The sequence below is a fragment of the Lebetimonas sp. JS085 genome (assembly GCF_000523295.1).
Classification (GTDB): Bacteria; Campylobacterota; Campylobacteria; order Campylobacterales; family Nautiliaceae; genus Lebetimonas.
Window position 1 is genome coordinate 1 of the sequence record NZ_ATHR01000002.1, and the last position, 15,341, is coordinate 15,341.

The following is a 15,341-nucleotide window of genomic DNA, read 5'->3' on the forward strand; positions in this document are numbered from 1 at the left end:
AACAGGCTGATCTCCCCCGAGAGCTCACATCGACGGGGAGGTTTGGCACCTCGATGTCGGCTCATCGCATCCTGGGGCTGGAGCAGGTCCCAAGGGTATGGCTGTTCGCCATTTAAAGCGGTACGCGAGCTGGGTTCAGAACGTCGTGAGACAGTTCGGTCCCTATCTGCCGTGGGCGCAGGAAGGTTGAGGAGAGCTAACCCTAGTACGAGAGGACCGGGTTGGACGAGCCACTGGTGTACCAGTTGTCCTGCCAAGGGCAGCGCTGGGTAGCCAAGCTCGGAAGGGATAACCGCTGAAAGCATCTAAGCGGGAAGCCCACTCCAAGATGAGCCTTCCCATGAGGGTGCAGGAAGACTACCTGCTTGATAGGCTGGGGGTGTAAGCCCTGCGAGGGGTTGAGCTGACCAGTACTAATAACCCGAATGGCTTTTAAGCGGACGTGAGACAAGACTTTTAACAGCTAAATATAATTAACAGCTGTTTATTATTAGTATCGGATTTAATCTATCTAAAGAGTTTAGAAAAAAGTAGAAATTATAAAAAATTATTGTAATTTATCTTTTAAATTTAATAATAAATTTTTTTAAGGTTATCCATTCTCCTAATTGAATTAATCATTAACATATCTGCAACTACACATGCTACCATAGATTCTGCCACTACCGCACCTCTGATTGCAACGATTGGATCGTGTCTTCCTTTTAAAGTTACTTCAACCTCATTTTTATTAATATCTATAGATTTTTGTGTTTGAAAAATTGATGGAGTCGGTTTAAAATAAATTTCAAGTTCAATATTTTCTCCGTTGCTTATTCCGCCCAAAATTCCGCCAGAATTATTGCTTAAAAACCCATTTTTACTAATTTCATCATTATTTTTACTGCCTTTTAATTTATGTGAATTAATATTTCCAATATAAATTCCTTTTACAGCATTAATGCTGAGTATTGCGCTTGCTAAAATATTATCAAGTTTACAATAAATCGGTTCACCAAGTCCAATAGGAGTATTTTTTATTCTAAGTTTTACAACTCCTCCTAGGGAATCGTGATTTTTTCTTGCTTCATCTATTAAATCCATCCAAATTTTTTCTTTTTCTTTATCTAAGGCTAAAATAGGAGAATTTTTTGAATAATTAAAATCAATATCTTCTGCTCTAATTCCTCCTATTTCAATAATTCCTGCTTCAATTTCAATGTCAAATTCTTTTAAAATCATTTTAGCTACTGCTCCGGCTGCTACCCTCGCGGCAGTCTCCCTTGCAGAGCTTCTACCACCGCCTCTGTAATCTCTTATTCCGTATTTGTTAAAATAAGTAAAGTCTGCGTGCCCCGGACGGAAAATATCTTTTATATTTGAATAATCGTTACTTTTAGCGTTTTTATTAAAAATTACTATTGCAATAGGAGTTCCTGTAGTTTTTCCTTCAAAAATCCCGCTTAAAACTTCCGGAAAATCCTCTTCTTTTCTTTGGGTCGCAAATCTGTTTTGCCCTGGTCTTCTTCTTTTAAGTTCATTTATTAAAAATTCTTCATCAAAATTGATTCCGGCCGGCACTCCGTCTATTACAACCCCTATTGCTTTTCCGTGCGATTCTCCAAAAGTTGTAAATCTGAAAATTTCTCCAAAACTGTTAAACATATTTCCCCTTTATTTTCTATTGACCATTAATTATAAATTAAGTTCTTTTTTTAAAATATCAATAGTTTTTTTAGCTCCTTCTTGTTGGGCGACTTTTTTACTTTTACCTTTTGCGCTTGCATATTTTTTACCCTGAATAAAAACTGCTATTTCGAATTCTTTTTTATGATCGGGCCCGGAAGTGTTTACAACCCTATATTCCGGTACTTCCCCAAAATATGCCTGAGTAATTTCCTGTAAATTTGTTTTATAATCTCTTAAAAGTTCTTCAGGCGTAATGGTAGGATAAACATTTTTTAATAAATTTAGGGCTATTTCTTTTGTTTTTTCAAAGCCTGCTTCCAAATACAATGCACCGATAAGTGCCTCAAATGCACTTGAAAGAATTGAAGGTTTCTCTCTTCCTTCGTTGTTTTCTTCAGCATTGGAAAGGAGAAGATAATTTCCCAAGTTTAGTTTTTTTGCTAATCTTGTAAAAGATTCCTCATTTACCAACGCCGCCCTCAGTTTTGATAAAATACCTTCTTCAGCTTTGGGAAAGATAAAAAAAAGATATTCCCCGACAATTAAATCCATAACCGCATCACCTAAAAATTCCAGTCTTTCATTATTAAAATCTTTAGAGTAACTTCTGTGTGTAAGAGCCTCGGTTATCAATTTTTCATTTTTAAACTGATACCCCAGACTCTTTTGCAAATCTTTAGCTATCATTGCTTATCCTTTCATATGTTTTTGGAATGTATTCAATACATTTTGGATTAAATTCTATTAAAGAATTTAAATCAAAAAAGGCCGGTTTACTTGTTAAATAAAAAAATATAAAATGATTAAGAGCTGAAAAGGGATTATCACATATTTCACATTCGCTTTTTTTAATTATTTCACATTTTTCTTTTTCTAAATCCCATATTTCAGCAATTTTGGCTGCAATACCAAATAGACTCTCACCTGTTAATCTTTTAAGTAAAGTTCCATATTCTATGGGTGTTGAACTTAAAATAATATTTAATTTCTCTTTTTTAACTCCGAGCAGAGAGTCACATACGCAAACACTTGCCGGAATTATCGCACCGATTTCAGCATATTTTTTGTATATGTTTTCTCCAAATTCTAATGAGGCAAATTCTTTATAAGAATTTAAAAATTCTTTTTGAAAATCTGTAAAATCAATTTTAAATATTTCCCAATTTTTAGGCGTAAGAAGGGATACTAAATATGAATATACAATTGCCCTAATATTCTCAATTCCTAAAAGAGTAAATAACTGTAATATGTCTTTAACTTCTTTTCTTAAGGAAAAAGCTGCTGAATTTACTATTTTTTCCAATTGTTTTTTTAATATTAAATCATTTTTGGCAGCATTTGCCGCTTTTTTTATATTGCCTTCTTTTAAAGCATTCAAACATTCAAGCGCATATTTTGGAATGGGAGGAATATTTTGTAAATATTTTTCAATGTCATTTTTGCTTACAAGCATTAATTTTTCCTTTTTTGTGCTTCCTCTTTTGCAATTTTATCACAAATTTCATTTTCCTTGTGGCCCGAATGTCCTTTTATCCAGTTTATATTGATTGTATGTAATTTTTTTAATTCATATAATTCTTGCCACATTTCTTTGTTTTTCACATTTTTAAAATTTTTTTTAACCCAGTTTTCCAACCATTCGTTTATTCCTTTTAATACATAAGTTGAATCGGAATATAAATTTATAATGCATGGTTTTTTTAATTGTTTTAATGCCTCAATTACTGCCATAAGCTCCATTTTATTATTAGTTGTATAATCTTCTCCTCCGCTTATTATTTTTTCATAATTTTTATACCTTAAAATGGCACACCATCCTCCAGGTCCCGGATTACCAAGAGAACTTCCGTCTGTAAAAACATCTATTTGTTTCATTTAGTAGCCTTTAATAATTTTTTTCTATTAATAAAATACTGATTTTGTCTTTTTTTATTTTTTGTGCTATAATATATTACAAATTTTAACAAAAGGAGGGCAAAATGCCAAAAATTAACAGATACGAAGATATTTCTCAAATTGACAGAGAAGCAAAAAGAGATTATATAGACAGACACTCACCATTTATTCATTGTGAAGACACAGCAAAAAAAGGTGAAAAATTTAAAGTTAAAGTAAAAGTCGGAAATGAATATTCTCATCCAGATGATTTTGACCATTATATTGCATATGTGCAATTATGGGATGGTGAAACACTACTTGGACAAGCTACATTTACTCCAGGTACTCTTGGAAATGAAAAAAGCCAAGTGGAAGTAGATTTTTATATTATTCCTAAAAAATCTAAACTTAAACTTACTGCAATGGCTTACTGTACAAAACACGGACTTTGGGAGAGTGAAACTAAGGAAGTAACCGTTAGCGAATAATTTTTCCTTTTTTCTTTCCTGTATAAAAAATGACCAAATTATATATAAATGAATCTTCATATGTATAAAAAGAGTATTTTTATTCTGTTTTTTTATTAATTTTTTATTAAAAACTATTGACACAATTTAATTTTTGATTTATAATTTTTACTAGCCTCGAAGGAGGGCTTATGTTTAAACGCATCTTGTTTTTTTACATTGACGGGTTTAAAAACCTGTCTGACCTGGGTAAAAAAATCTGGGTCATCGTTATTATTAAACTTGTTGTGATTTTTGTAGTGCTGAAAGTTTTCTTTTTCCCGACAATCAATTCGCAGGTAAAAGGGGAAAAAGCAAAAGCACAGCTTTATGTTAAACAACTTACAAAAATCACAACGAACCATAAAAAGGAGGAATAGAATGGATTATGCAATGCTAGAATGGGCAAGAGCCCAATTTGCAATGACAGCGTTGTTTCACTTCTTTTTCGTTCCATTTACATTAGGAATGTCGTTTTTAGTGGCATTTTTTGAAACTATCTATGTAAAAACCGGAAAAGAAGAGTGGAAAAACATTACACAGTTTTGGCAATTGATATTTGGTATTAACTTTGCCATAGGTTTAGCAACAGGTATTATTCACGAATTTGAATTTGGGACAAACTGGTCTACGTATTCATGGGTTGTAGGTGACTTGTTTGGAGCACCTCTTGCAGTTGAAGGTATTGTTGCATTCTTTATGGAAGCGACTTTTGCGGCAATAGCATTTTTCGGATGGAAAAGAGTCAGTAAAGGTGTTCATTTAAGTGCATCTTGGCTGCTTGCAATTGGTTCAAACCTTTCAGCGCTTTGGATACTAATTGCAAACGGATTTATGCAACATCCAAGCAGTGCGTTTTTAAGATTTTCTATTGACAACGCAAGAGCGGAAATGCAAAATTTCTGGGCATTGATTACCCAACCGGTTGCACAGGTTAAATTTTTACATACTATTAGTGCCAGTTATACATTGGCAGCGGTATTTGTACTTGGTATATCTTCACTTTATCTGCTTAGAAAAAAACATGTAGAATTTGCTAAAAAATCAGCTGCGGTAGCGGCTGCATTCGGTTTAATCGTTTCTATTTTCACTGTAGTTATAGGTGATGAACATGCTTATGAAGTTACAAATACACAACCTACAAAAATAGCTTCAGCAGAAGGGCTTTATGTAGGTGAAAAGGGTGCACCAATAGTGGCTTTTGGATTTCCAAAAGATTTAGATGCAAGAAATGTTAAATCAAATGATGAGGCATGGAGTTTTAAAATTGAAATTCCAGGATTATTATCACTTCTTGGAAAAAGAAATCCAAATGCTTATATTCCTGGACTTAGAGATTTAGTAAATGGAAATGATAAATACGGTATTTGGTCATTTGCCAAATTACATCAAGTTGGTAAAGAAGCTATTGAAGATTTGAAAGCATATCACGTGGCAAAAGCCAAAGGTGATGCTGCGGCAATGGAAGCAGCAAAAAGAGATTTTTATGCTCCGGTTACCACAGTTGACGGATGGACAGTTACAAAAGCAGATTTAATGGGTTACGGATATCTTGATGATCCAACTAAACTGTATCCCCCAGTACCACCAGTATTTTATGCATTCCATATTATGGTTACTTTAGGATTCTGGTTTATAATTTTATTTGCATGGGCATATATTGCAGTTACAAAAGGAACATTTGAAAACAGTGCAGTACTACAAAAGCTTGCAGTTTTATCAGTTCCACTTCCATGGATTGCAACAAGCTTTGGTTGGATGACAGCAGAACTTGGAAGACAACCTTGGACAGTATTCGGATTGCTTCCGACAAAAATTTCAGTAACACCGATTGCATTGCAAAATGTTCAGGCAACATTTTTCTTATTCTTAAGTGCATTTGTAATTTTAGGTATTGCTGAACTTAAAATCCTATTTACGGTCGTAAAAATCGGACCAAAAGGAGCGCACTGATGACTTGGGCACCAATTACAGTGGACGCGACACATTTTTATCTTCAGGTATATTTCTGGATAATTGTCGCGGTTTTAGGAGGACTTTTTTTATTTATGACATTTGTTCAAGGTGGACAAAGTCTAATGCATGTTGCAAAAGATGAAATGGAAGAAAGAGGTATTGTAAACTCCCTTGGTAGAAAATGGGAGCTTACATTTACTACTCTTGTATTATTTGGTGGTGCGTTGTATGCGGCATTTCCATTATTTTATTCTGTATCATTTGGTGGTGCATACTGGGTATGGATGTTAATTTTATTTACATTTGTATTTCAGGCGGTATCATATGAATATATGAATAAACCCAATAACTTAATTGGTAAAAATACATATAAATTCTTTTTATATGTAAACGGTATAGTCGGTATGATTCTAATTGGTGCTGCTGTCGGAACATTTTTTACAGGAAGTAATTTTACTTATGATCCTGTAACAAGAGTGTTACATTGGGGAACAGCAGCCAACGGATTTAATTTAAGAGGGCTTGAAGCTGCTATAGATTTTGGTCACGGAGCTTGGTTTAACTTGGCATTTGGTGTGTTAGCATTTAGTGCCGCTAGAATTTTAGGTGCTTTATGGCTCATGAATGATTTAGACCAAAATGAATTTTCAGCAGTTCATGAAAGATTAAGAGCAGTTTTAAAAAGATGTTTTGTTGTATTGTTGATTGCCCTATTAATAGTACTTTACGGTTTGTTGACAATGAAAGGATATTCTTATAATATCCATGATCCAGCCGGAAAAGTGACATTGGTTGATGGCAAATATTTGCAAAATTTACTTGCATTTGCAGCAATTCCTTTAATTTTATTCTTAGTTGGAGTAGTTCTTTTTGTTATTGGAATTTTCCAAGGAATCAAAGGTTCAACAAAAGGTATCTGGCCAGCAGGACTTGGAATTGTATTAATCGGAATTATTGTCTTTGTTATAGCAGGACTTAACGGAACTCCATTTTATCCAAGCTATGCTGATTTACAAAGCAGCTTAACTATTCAAAACAGTTCAGGAAGTAAATATACTCTTGAAGTTATGGCATGGGTTAGCGTTGCTGTGCCAATAGTATTGGCATATATTGTTTATGTCTGGTATCAGATGAAAAAAGGCGGACCTGTCAGTGTTGAAGAAATTAATGATTCTGAATCACATGCATATTAAGGAGTGGATATGAAAAAATTTTTAACATTAATAACAATTTTCTTCGGAAGTTTCCTTTTCGCTTCTGATAAATTGTTGCCAAACGGGATTAATCCGGAAGCACAACAGATTAATACGACATGGGGAGTTATCTTATTTTTCATGTGGCCTGTATTGATTATAATTGCTTACAAATTTATAGAATTTACACTTAAAAAAACAGGTCTTGAAAAAGACCTTTAATCTCCTCTTTTTTTCTTCATTTTTGTTATAATAATACTCCAAAAACCACATTAGATTAGGAGAATGTTATGTTAAATTTAGACGATTTGGGTATTACAGCCCAAAACATTATTCACAATCCAAGTTACGATAAAATAATAGAAGATACATTAAAAAAAGGTGAAGTTGTAATAACCAAAAGCGGGGCGACAGCAGTTGATACAGGTGAATTTACCGGAAGAAGCCCAGAAGATAAGTTTTTTGTAAAACAATCTCCAAGTGAAAAATATATAGCATGGGGGGAAATAAACCATCCTATAACTCTTGAAACATTCAGAAATCTGGAAGTATTTACAAAAGAAGAATTATCAAAAAAAGATGAATTGTATGTTGTTGATGTATTTGTAGGAGCCAGCAAAAACAGTAGAAGAGCAATAAGATTTATAACTCCTATAGCATGGCAGGCACATTTTGTAATGAATATGTTTATTTTACCGAGTGAAGAAGAATTTAAAAATTTTGAGCCGGATTTTACTTTTTTGGTTGCAGGGGAAGCAAGATATCCAAAATGGAAAGAGGACGGTTTAAACAGTGATATTTTTGTTGCATTTAATGTAGAAGAAAATACAGCTGTAATGACGGGTACTTTGTATGGGGGCGAGCTTAAAAAAGGTATTTTTACTATGATGAATTACTGGCTTCCGCTTGAAGGTAAACTATCAATGCACTGTTCTGCTAATGTAGGTGAAAAAGGTGATGTGGCATTGTTTTTCGGTCTTTCAGGAACAGGAAAAACTACACTCTCAACTGACCCAAACAGAAAACTTATAGGTGATGACGAACATGGATGGGATGATGAAGGTGTATTTAATTTCGAGGGCGGATGCTATGCAAAAGTAATAAATCTTGACAAAGAAAGCGAGCCTGAAATTTATAATGCTATTAAGAGAAATGCCCTTTTGGAAAATGTAGTAATAAATGAAGAGGGAGAAGTGGATTTTACCGACGCATCAAAAACAGAAAATACAAGGGTCAGTTATCCGATAGAACATATTGAAAATCATGAATGCACTCTAACAGGAGGACACCCTAAAAATATAATATTCTTAAGCGCCGATGCTTTTGGAGTATTGCCTCCGGTTTCTAAACTTACAAAAGAACAGGCAATGTATTATTTTTTAAGCGGATATACTGCAAAAGTAGCAGGGACAGAAAGAGGTATTACAGAACCGGTTGCAACATTCAGTGCATGTTTTGGTGAGCCGTTTTTACCTCTTCATCCAACAGTATACGCAAAACTACTTGGAGAAAAAATTGACAAACACGGAGTAAATGTATATTTAGTAAACACAGGATGGACAGGCGGTCCGTATGGTGTTGGAAAAAGAATGAGCATTAAAGACACAAGAGCATGTATTAATGCAATTCTTGACGGAAGTATAAAAATGGCTGAATTTGAAATTTTACCAGTATTTAATTTAGCTATGCCAAAAGAATTAGCAGGAGTTAATACAAAAGTTCTTAATCCGAGAAACACATGGGCAGATAAAAAAGCCTATGATGAGCAATTAAAAAAACTTGCAAATATGTTTATCGAAAATTTTAAAAGATATGAAGATGTAAAAGAAGGAAAAGAATACGAAAAAGCAGGTCCTAAACTTTAATTCTTCTTGCTTTTTTCACTATTTTTTTATATAATTCTATTCCTTAAGCGGGCTTAGCTCAGTTGGCTAGAGCGCCACCTTGCCAAGGTGGAGGCCGCGGGTTCGAGTCCCGTAGCCCGCTCCAGTAAGGCGCCATAGCCAAGTGGCTAAGGCGGGGGCCTGCAAAGCCCTGATCCCCGGTTCGAATCCGGGTGGCGCCTCCACTTGACATAGGTATATATTTTAATTATAATTCCTTTCACATTTGCCCGGGTGGCGGAAATGGTAGACGCAAGGGACTTAAAATCCCTCGGGAGTTTTTCCCGTGCCGGTTCAAGTCCGGCCCCGGGCACCACCGTCAATCAAATATTTAAAATTATTTGTTTTGATTCATTGGAGAGGTGGGTGAGTGGTTGAAACCGGCGGCCTTGAAAGCCGTTGAACGGGCAACCGTTCCGTGGGTTCGAATCCCACCCTCTCCGCCACTGTTAATTTTATACTTTGTCTTTCTTCAAAAATATTTTATCAGTAATTAATTTAGATATGGTATAATATATTCAAATCTTAATATTCAATTGTTTTTTATTTAAATAATTTTTTTAATTTTTTAAAAAATTAACGGAGCTTTAAAAAATGAATATTCATTTAGAAAAAAAGAATAAAAAAATAATTATTTTTTATTCATCTATCGGTTATGGGCATATTAGCGCGGCTCAGGCTATTAAAAAAGAGATACATAAGCATAATCCCTATGCTGTTATTGTTTTGAAAGATATTCGTGATTTTATGAATCCATTGTGGCGTAAAATTGATGAAAAGCTTTATTGGCTCGTGGCCGGAAACTGTCCGGAGTTGTTTGATGTACTTTTTCAAGAAATTCAAATGCGAGGTAACAGTGTTCCTTCACTTGCTTTATTGCCAAATGATTATCCCGATGAAAAGGTTTTTGAATTTATACAATCCCAACAACCGGATGTAATTTTATCCACGCATTACGGAGCGGCACAGGTTCTTGGTAACTTAAGAGAAAAAGGTAAATTAAAAAACATTAAAATAGGATGGCTTCACACTGATTTTTTTCAAGGTTATTTTCCAAGAATTTCCAAACGGATAGATCAGACGTTTCTTGCACACAGGAAACTGTATAAAATGTGGCTTTCGGCAGGTGTTCCTTCTGAAAAAATTATTACAACTGGTATGCCCGTATATGTGCCTGAATATGAGCATAAAGATCAAAAAACAATTTTAGACAAATATAATTTGGCAGAGGATATACCAATAGTATTAATAACTTCCGGAAAAGAAGGGGTTGGAAATTATGCCGCTTTGGTTAAAGATATTGTGGCACATTATAAAGGAGCGCTGCAAATTGTCGCTGTTTGCGGAAAAAATAAAAAACAGCAGTTTTTGCTTAAAACGTTAAAAAAAAATCTGCCGGATAATGTAAAACTGAAAATTTTTTCTTTATTAACGCATGATGATTTGCTCTCTTTAATGAATATAGCCGATGTTTTAATAACTAAAGCCGGAGGGTTAACACCTGTGGAAGCATTTTCTATAGGCGTTCCTACTATTCTTTTAAATATACTCAGCGGGCATGAAAGGGAAAACGCTTCTTTTTTTGCCAGGCTTGGAGTTGCCAAGCTTGCCTCCAATACAAATCAGGCTGCCGAACTGCTGCAGACATTTTTGTTTAACCCTGCGGAGAAAGAAGCTATCTGCAGAGCGCAGAAAAAATTTAAAGAAAATTTTAAAATTGAGCATATTGTCAGGTTTGCGCTTAATGATAATTTTATTTCATGTTCTTTACCGGGGGATTTTGGTGCTGAAAATGGCAAGCCGGTTATTAATGTCAATGATGCTTTATCACAGCTTGATGCCAATTCTCCGGCTGAAGTTGAATTGCTTTTATCATATGCTACTTCCCATTCTCCGCAGCGAATTATTTGGGAAAATCCATTCGGACACATTGCTATTCGCATAGATAAAACTGTTTACAGTGCAAATTATATTGCAAACCCTTCTGTTGATTCCAATTTTTTACAACATTTAAGTCTTGCGGATTATCTTTATGGGGTAAAGCCGCCGTCTCCTTCACAAATACATACCAACACATATGGTATGGCTTACGGAAGGGAGACAATAGGCCTTCGTGTAGCCGGTGTTCCCGCACAGAATTTAACAGCTATGATAGCAGAAATTTATCGTATTGAAAATGATTTTAAACAGGGAATTATAAAATGGGATAAAACAAAATTTAACTGTGCCGATGTTGTTGATAGGATTCTTCAGGCCGGAGGTTACGGAGAGTCAAACATTTATGAAAAATTTAAATTACCTTCAATGCCTCTGGATTCATTTGAAAAAGCCAAAAAAATTTTTGAATCCGATGCCTCTTTAAAAACAGACCTTGTGGCTTATCATATGGTTCCTGGAGCTAATGCCGATTATAACTATTGCCGTTTTCCTCTTTCATTGAAACAGCCCATACGTTCTTTAACTCGTACACTAAGCAATTCAAAAGATTTTCTTGAAATGTCAATTTCTAAGCACTTAGTAGTATATTACGGTGATCCCCGTGTTTATTTTGAAAATTTACGCAGTGATTTTGAAAATAAAAATGCTCATTTTTATAATTCTCATCATTATGTTTATTATAAAGCTTTGGCAAACGATCTCAAAAAATTTTTTAAATTTAAAAAAGCTCCTCCAAAAATTAATTTTTGGAAAATGAGTTTTTTAAAGCAGTGAATTATTATTGTGATAAAGCTTTGTAAATAATATTTTCAATATTGGGATAGTTATATACATTCCCGTGTTTTACCTTATCAAGATAATAAATATTTTTAAGATTTTTAATCTTTTTAATAAGACTATTTAAACATTTTTGTGGAATTTTATCATCATCTTTTAAAGCAATAATACTAACAGGCATATTTGCGTTTGAAATAAATTTTGCTTCATTAAATTTGTATTTTAAAAGGAAAGACACAGGAAAAAAGGGGTATTCCATTTTTGCTATACATCCAATAGAACTAAAAGGTGTAATTAATAAAACTTTTTTAACCTTTCTTTTGCCGGCTACATAACCCGCAACTGCGCTTCCTAAACTTCTGCCTATTAAAATATCCGGTTTATATTTATCGAATATTTCAAGGGCGTATTTTTCAATGCATTTTTCACACGGCTTTCCAACGCTGCCTGCATATCCTGGATAATTAAAACCTAAAAAGTTAAAATTTTTTATTTTTGGGGCGGTTTTATCTAAAAATTCAATTGCATTGTTTGCATTACCGCTGAAATATAGAACTAAAGGGAGATTTTCCCCATTTTTTGTCATTGCTCCTTCAAGTTTAACTCCATCGCTTGTTTTAAAATATATTTTTTTAGCTATTTTTGGAACGTAGGGTTTTGCCCATTTTTTATTAAAAATTTTTTTATCCTGAATCAGGTATAAATAAATACATGCTGCTATATAAAGAAAGAAAAAAAGAAAAAAAAACATAAAGATTAATTTGAGAAGTTTCAAAATTCTATAAGTCCTTCAAGTGGTGAAGAAGCTGTTGCATAAGGTTTTTTAGGAATTCTACCTGCCTTGTAAGCCATTCTACCTGCCATTACCGCATGTTTCATAGCTTCTGCCATTGCAATAGGATTAGAAGCCTTGGCTATGGCAGTATTTGTCAATACTCCGTCGGCTCCAAGTTCCATTGCAACTGCCGCATCGCTTGCAGTTCCTATCCCAGCATCCACAATTACAGGCACATTTACAGCATCTTTAATAAATACCACATTATATCTGTTTTGAATACCAAGGCCACTTCCTATGGGTGCGGCAAGAGGCATTATGGCTGCTGCTCCTGAGTTTTCAAGTCTTTTGGCCATAATTGGGTCGTCATTAGTATATGCCATAATGGTAAAATCTTCTTTTGCCAATGTTTCGCATGCCTTAAGTGTTTCCATAACATCAGGATAGAGTGTTTTTGCCGTATCTCCTATTATTTCCAATTTAATCAAATCGATTCCGATGGCTTCTTTTACCAGTCTGAAAAGAGTTATTGCCTCATCGGCTTTTGTGCAGCCTGCAGAATTTGGCAGAATTTTTACATCGGTATCTTTGAAATAATCCATTAGATTTTCTTCATTAGAATCAAGAATGTTAACCCTTCTGACCGCTACGGTTATCATTTCGGCACCACTTGCAAGTGTAGCGTCCCTTGTTGTTTTAAAGTCCGGGTATTTCCCGCTTCCAACTATAAGTCTACTTGTAAATTCATATTTACCAATTTTCAAAATATCACTCATTTATTTCTCCTTATTTTAATATAATCCCAGATTTCCTTATTTCCCATAATACCACGTCTTGCAAAAAGCATAATTAAAAGTAAAATTAAACTAAATACAACCATTCTAAGACCTGGAATTCCATGAATTGCACCAATACTCCAGTTAGCGTCATCAAGAGGTCTTAAAACTTCCATGCCGCCAATGAGTAAAAATGTACCAATAATACTTCCGCTCATACTTCCGAGTCCGCCTAAAACAATTATAATTAGCAGCTGGAATGTAAGCATAAATGTAAATTGGTCGGGACTGATTGAACCGATTGAGCTTGCTAAAAGCCCGCCTCCGACCCCTTCAAAAAATGCACTTGTCATAAAAGCCTGCGTTTTTGTTTTAAATGTATTAACTCCCATTGCAAGTGCCGCATCTTCATCGTCTCTAACAGCTTTCATAGCACGGCCGTGTTTGGAATAAACGATATTATACACTAAAATAACAGTAATTAAACAAACTATTCCTATCCAAAAATAACTTGCAAATCCGGGGATAGAATCGAGCCCCATTGAACCGTTTGAAATGGAAGGGTTGTTAATTAAGAATATTCTTATAATAAATCCAAATCCTAATGTTACAATTGCCAAATAATCCCCTCTTACCCTAAAAACGGGAAATGCAAGGGTAAGGGCTATAAGAGAAGAAACTATACCGCTGATTAATAACGTAAAAAACGGATTTGGAAGATAAATATCTTTTATTAAAGGAAGCGGATCGGCTATCATATACATATCCGCTTTAACATCGGGGCTCAACATAAGAAGAGCCGTAACATATGCACCGATTGCCACAAAACCGTTCGGTTCCAATGAAAACTGGCCGGCAACCCCGTTTATTAAATTATAGCTGACGGCTAAAATTATAAATATATAAACATTTCCCAAAACAGTGGTGGTGTAATCACTGAATATTTTTGGAGAAATATATAAAAATCCGATAAAAACAGCTGTAACTATGGCAATTAAAGTAAAATATTTACCAAGAGATAAATTATTCATTTTCTCACTCCATTTTTAATTTTTAATTTTATACTTTCCATTTCTAAAATCTTTGTCTTTCAAAATCAATTCCCATAATACCTGTAGGTTTAAATAATAAAACAAAAATTAAGAAAATAAATGCAAATGCGTCTTTCCATCCTCCGAGTTCCGGGAAAAAACCGGGAATTGCAACTTCGGCAAAACCTAAAATAAAGCCTCCTATTACCGCACCTGTTACGCTTCCGATTCCTCCAACAACCGCAGCGGCAAATGCTTTAAGACCGACAAGCATTCCCATATAAGGATCAATACTCGGATAAGCCATTGCATAAGAAATTCCCCCTATTGCCGCAAGGGCAGAGCCAAGCGCAAATACAAAAGCGATTATTTTGTTTGAATCTGCACCCATTAATTTAACCGTATTTATATCAAAAGCCAAAGCTCTTATGGCGATACCTATTTTTGTTTTATAAAGAATATATAAAACAACCAATAATAAAATTAATGTTATTATAGGAATAATTAAAGTAAGCACGGGAATTGTTAATGATTTTATATGTAATATTGTAGAAAACCATTTTGGAAAATAAAATGCCTGATACGTTCCTCCCAAATATTGATTTGCTATAACATTAAAAAGGGATTCCAGGAAAAAAGAAATACCAATCGCTGTAATTAAGAGTGAAATTTTAGGAGCATTCTTATCAAGAAGGGGTTTATATGCACTGACATATGTCAATATTCCGACAATAGCAGTTACTATAATAGATAAAGTTACGGCCACATAAAAATTAAGCCCCATAATTTTGAAAAAAATAAAAGCCATAAAAGCTCCTACCATCATAATGTCACCGTGAGCAAAATTGATAAGTCTTAAAACTCCGTAAACTAATGTATATCCTATTGCAATCAGGGCATACATACTTCCGAGTGAAAATCCGTTTATTATTTGCTGCAATATAAAACTTAAACTCATTT

15 protein-coding genes, 4 tRNA genes and 1 rRNA gene are annotated in these 15,341 nt (G+C 34.3%); 12 read left to right on the forward strand and 8 right to left on the reverse strand.

Going from position 1 to position 15,341, the window contains the following annotated elements:
• A 23S ribosomal RNA gene (locus DZ68_RS0108625) occupies positions 1 to 438 on the forward strand; the annotation flags it as partial.
• A gap of 132 nt (positions 439 to 570) precedes the next feature.
• Here the strand turns inward: DZ68_RS0108625 and aroC are convergent.
• The 4 genes from aroC to rnhA are packed head-to-tail and all read right to left on the reverse strand — an operon-like array spanning position 571 to position 3,543.
• Positions 571 to 1,644 (reverse strand): chorismate synthase, encoded by a 1,074-nt coding sequence (aroC, locus tag DZ68_RS0108630; protein WP_024788203.1) that lies wholly within the window; start codon positions 1,642 to 1,644, stop codon positions 571 to 573.
• Positions 1,645 to 1,674: 30 nt separating this feature from the next.
• The gene (gene rnc, locus DZ68_RS0108635) at positions 1,675 to 2,355 is read right to left on the reverse strand and encodes a ribonuclease III (protein WP_024788204.1); all 681 of its coding nucleotides are present in this window, start codon (positions 2,353 to 2,355) and stop codon (positions 1,675 to 1,677) included.
• A complete protein-coding gene (locus DZ68_RS0108640; RefSeq protein WP_024788205.1) occupies positions 2,345 to 3,121 on the reverse strand; it encodes an HDOD domain-containing protein in 777 nt (258 codons plus the stop codon). The genes rnc and DZ68_RS0108640 overlap by 11 nt, the downstream gene beginning before the upstream one ends.
• Positions 3,121 to 3,543, reverse strand: coding sequence for a ribonuclease HI (gene rnhA, locus DZ68_RS0108645; protein ID WP_024788206.1), 423 nt, complete (start codon positions 3,541 to 3,543; stop codon positions 3,121 to 3,123). The genes DZ68_RS0108640 and rnhA overlap by 1 nt, the downstream gene beginning before the upstream one ends.
• Before the next feature lie 104 nt (positions 3,544 to 3,647).
• Between rnhA and DZ68_RS0108650 the strand changes: the two genes are divergently transcribed.
• The 11 genes from DZ68_RS0108650 to DZ68_RS0108700 all read left to right on the forward strand — a co-directional run bounded on the left by DZ68_RS0108650 (position 3,648) and on the right by DZ68_RS0108700 (position 11,796).
• Entirely contained in the window at positions 3,648 to 4,034 is a 387-nt protein-coding gene (locus tag DZ68_RS0108650; protein WP_024791034.1) for a class II SORL domain-containing protein, read from the forward strand.
• A gap of 170 nt (positions 4,035 to 4,204) precedes the next feature.
• Entirely contained in the window at positions 4,205 to 4,432 is a 228-nt protein-coding gene (locus DZ68_RS0108655) for a DUF4492 domain-containing protein (RefSeq protein WP_024788208.1), read from the forward strand.
• A gap of 1 nt (position 4,433) precedes the next feature.
• A complete protein-coding gene (locus DZ68_RS0108660; protein ID WP_024788209.1) occupies positions 4,434 to 6,005 on the forward strand; it encodes a cytochrome ubiquinol oxidase subunit I in 1,572 nt (523 codons plus the stop codon).
• The gene (locus DZ68_RS0108665; protein WP_024788210.1) at positions 6,005 to 7,201 is read left to right on the forward strand and encodes a cytochrome d ubiquinol oxidase subunit II; all 1,197 of its coding nucleotides are present in this window, start codon (positions 6,005 to 6,007) and stop codon (positions 7,199 to 7,201) included. Before DZ68_RS0108660 ends, DZ68_RS0108665 begins: the two co-directional genes overlap by 1 nt.
• A 9-nt stretch (positions 7,202 to 7,210) precedes the next feature.
• Positions 7,211 to 7,423 carry a hypothetical protein gene (locus DZ68_RS0108670; RefSeq protein ID WP_024788211.1) on the forward strand — a complete coding sequence of 71 codons (213 nt, stop codon included), beginning with the start codon at positions 7,211 to 7,213 and terminating at the stop codon, positions 7,421 to 7,423.
• A 68-nt stretch (positions 7,424 to 7,491) separates the two neighbouring features.
• Entirely contained in the window at positions 7,492 to 9,066 is a 1,575-nt protein-coding gene (pckA, locus tag DZ68_RS0108675; RefSeq protein WP_024788212.1) for a phosphoenolpyruvate carboxykinase (ATP), read from the forward strand.
• Positions 9,067 to 9,113: 47 nt separating this feature from the next.
• Positions 9,114 to 9,190, forward strand: a tRNA-Gly gene (locus DZ68_RS0108680).
• A 4-nt stretch (positions 9,191 to 9,194) separates the two neighbouring features.
• Positions 9,195 to 9,269 (forward strand) — tRNA-Cys (locus DZ68_RS0108685).
• Positions 9,270 to 9,312: 43 nt separating this feature from the next.
• Positions 9,313 to 9,400 (forward strand) — tRNA-Leu (locus DZ68_RS0108690).
• 40 nt (positions 9,401 to 9,440) lie between these two features.
• A tRNA-Ser gene (locus DZ68_RS0108695) sits at positions 9,441 to 9,530 on the forward strand.
• Between the two features lie 148 nt (positions 9,531 to 9,678).
• Positions 9,679 to 11,796: a glycosyltransferase gene (locus DZ68_RS0108700; protein WP_024788213.1), complete on the forward strand. Its 2,118-nt coding sequence runs from the start codon at positions 9,679 to 9,681 to the stop codon at positions 11,794 to 11,796.
• 4 nt (positions 11,797 to 11,800) lie between these two features.
• Here DZ68_RS0108700 and DZ68_RS10285 read toward each other — a convergent pair whose 3' ends face one another.
• From DZ68_RS10285 to DZ68_RS0108720, 4 genes are read right to left on the reverse strand one after another with little or no spacing between them, the layout of a single operon-like run.
• Positions 11,801 to 12,574 carry an alpha/beta fold hydrolase gene (locus DZ68_RS10285; RefSeq protein WP_024788214.1) on the reverse strand — a complete coding sequence of 258 codons (774 nt, stop codon included), beginning with the start codon at positions 12,572 to 12,574 and terminating at the stop codon, positions 11,801 to 11,803.
• Positions 12,571 to 13,350, reverse strand: a complete 780-nt coding sequence (locus DZ68_RS0108710) for a thiazole synthase (protein ID WP_024788215.1) — start codon at positions 13,348 to 13,350, stop codon at positions 12,571 to 12,573. The genes DZ68_RS10285 and DZ68_RS0108710 overlap by 4 nt, the downstream gene beginning before the upstream one ends.
• A complete protein-coding gene (locus DZ68_RS0108715) occupies positions 13,347 to 14,381 on the reverse strand; it encodes a branched-chain amino acid ABC transporter permease (RefSeq protein WP_024788216.1) in 1,035 nt (344 codons plus the stop codon). Before DZ68_RS0108715 ends, DZ68_RS0108710 begins: the two co-directional genes overlap by 4 nt.
• A 43-nt stretch (positions 14,382 to 14,424) precedes the next feature.
• On the reverse strand, positions 14,425 to 15,339 hold the full coding sequence (locus DZ68_RS0108720) for a branched-chain amino acid ABC transporter permease (protein ID WP_024788217.1): 915 nt from the start codon (positions 15,337 to 15,339) through the stop codon (positions 14,425 to 14,427).
• Between the last annotated feature and the right edge of the window lie 2 nt (positions 15,340 to 15,341).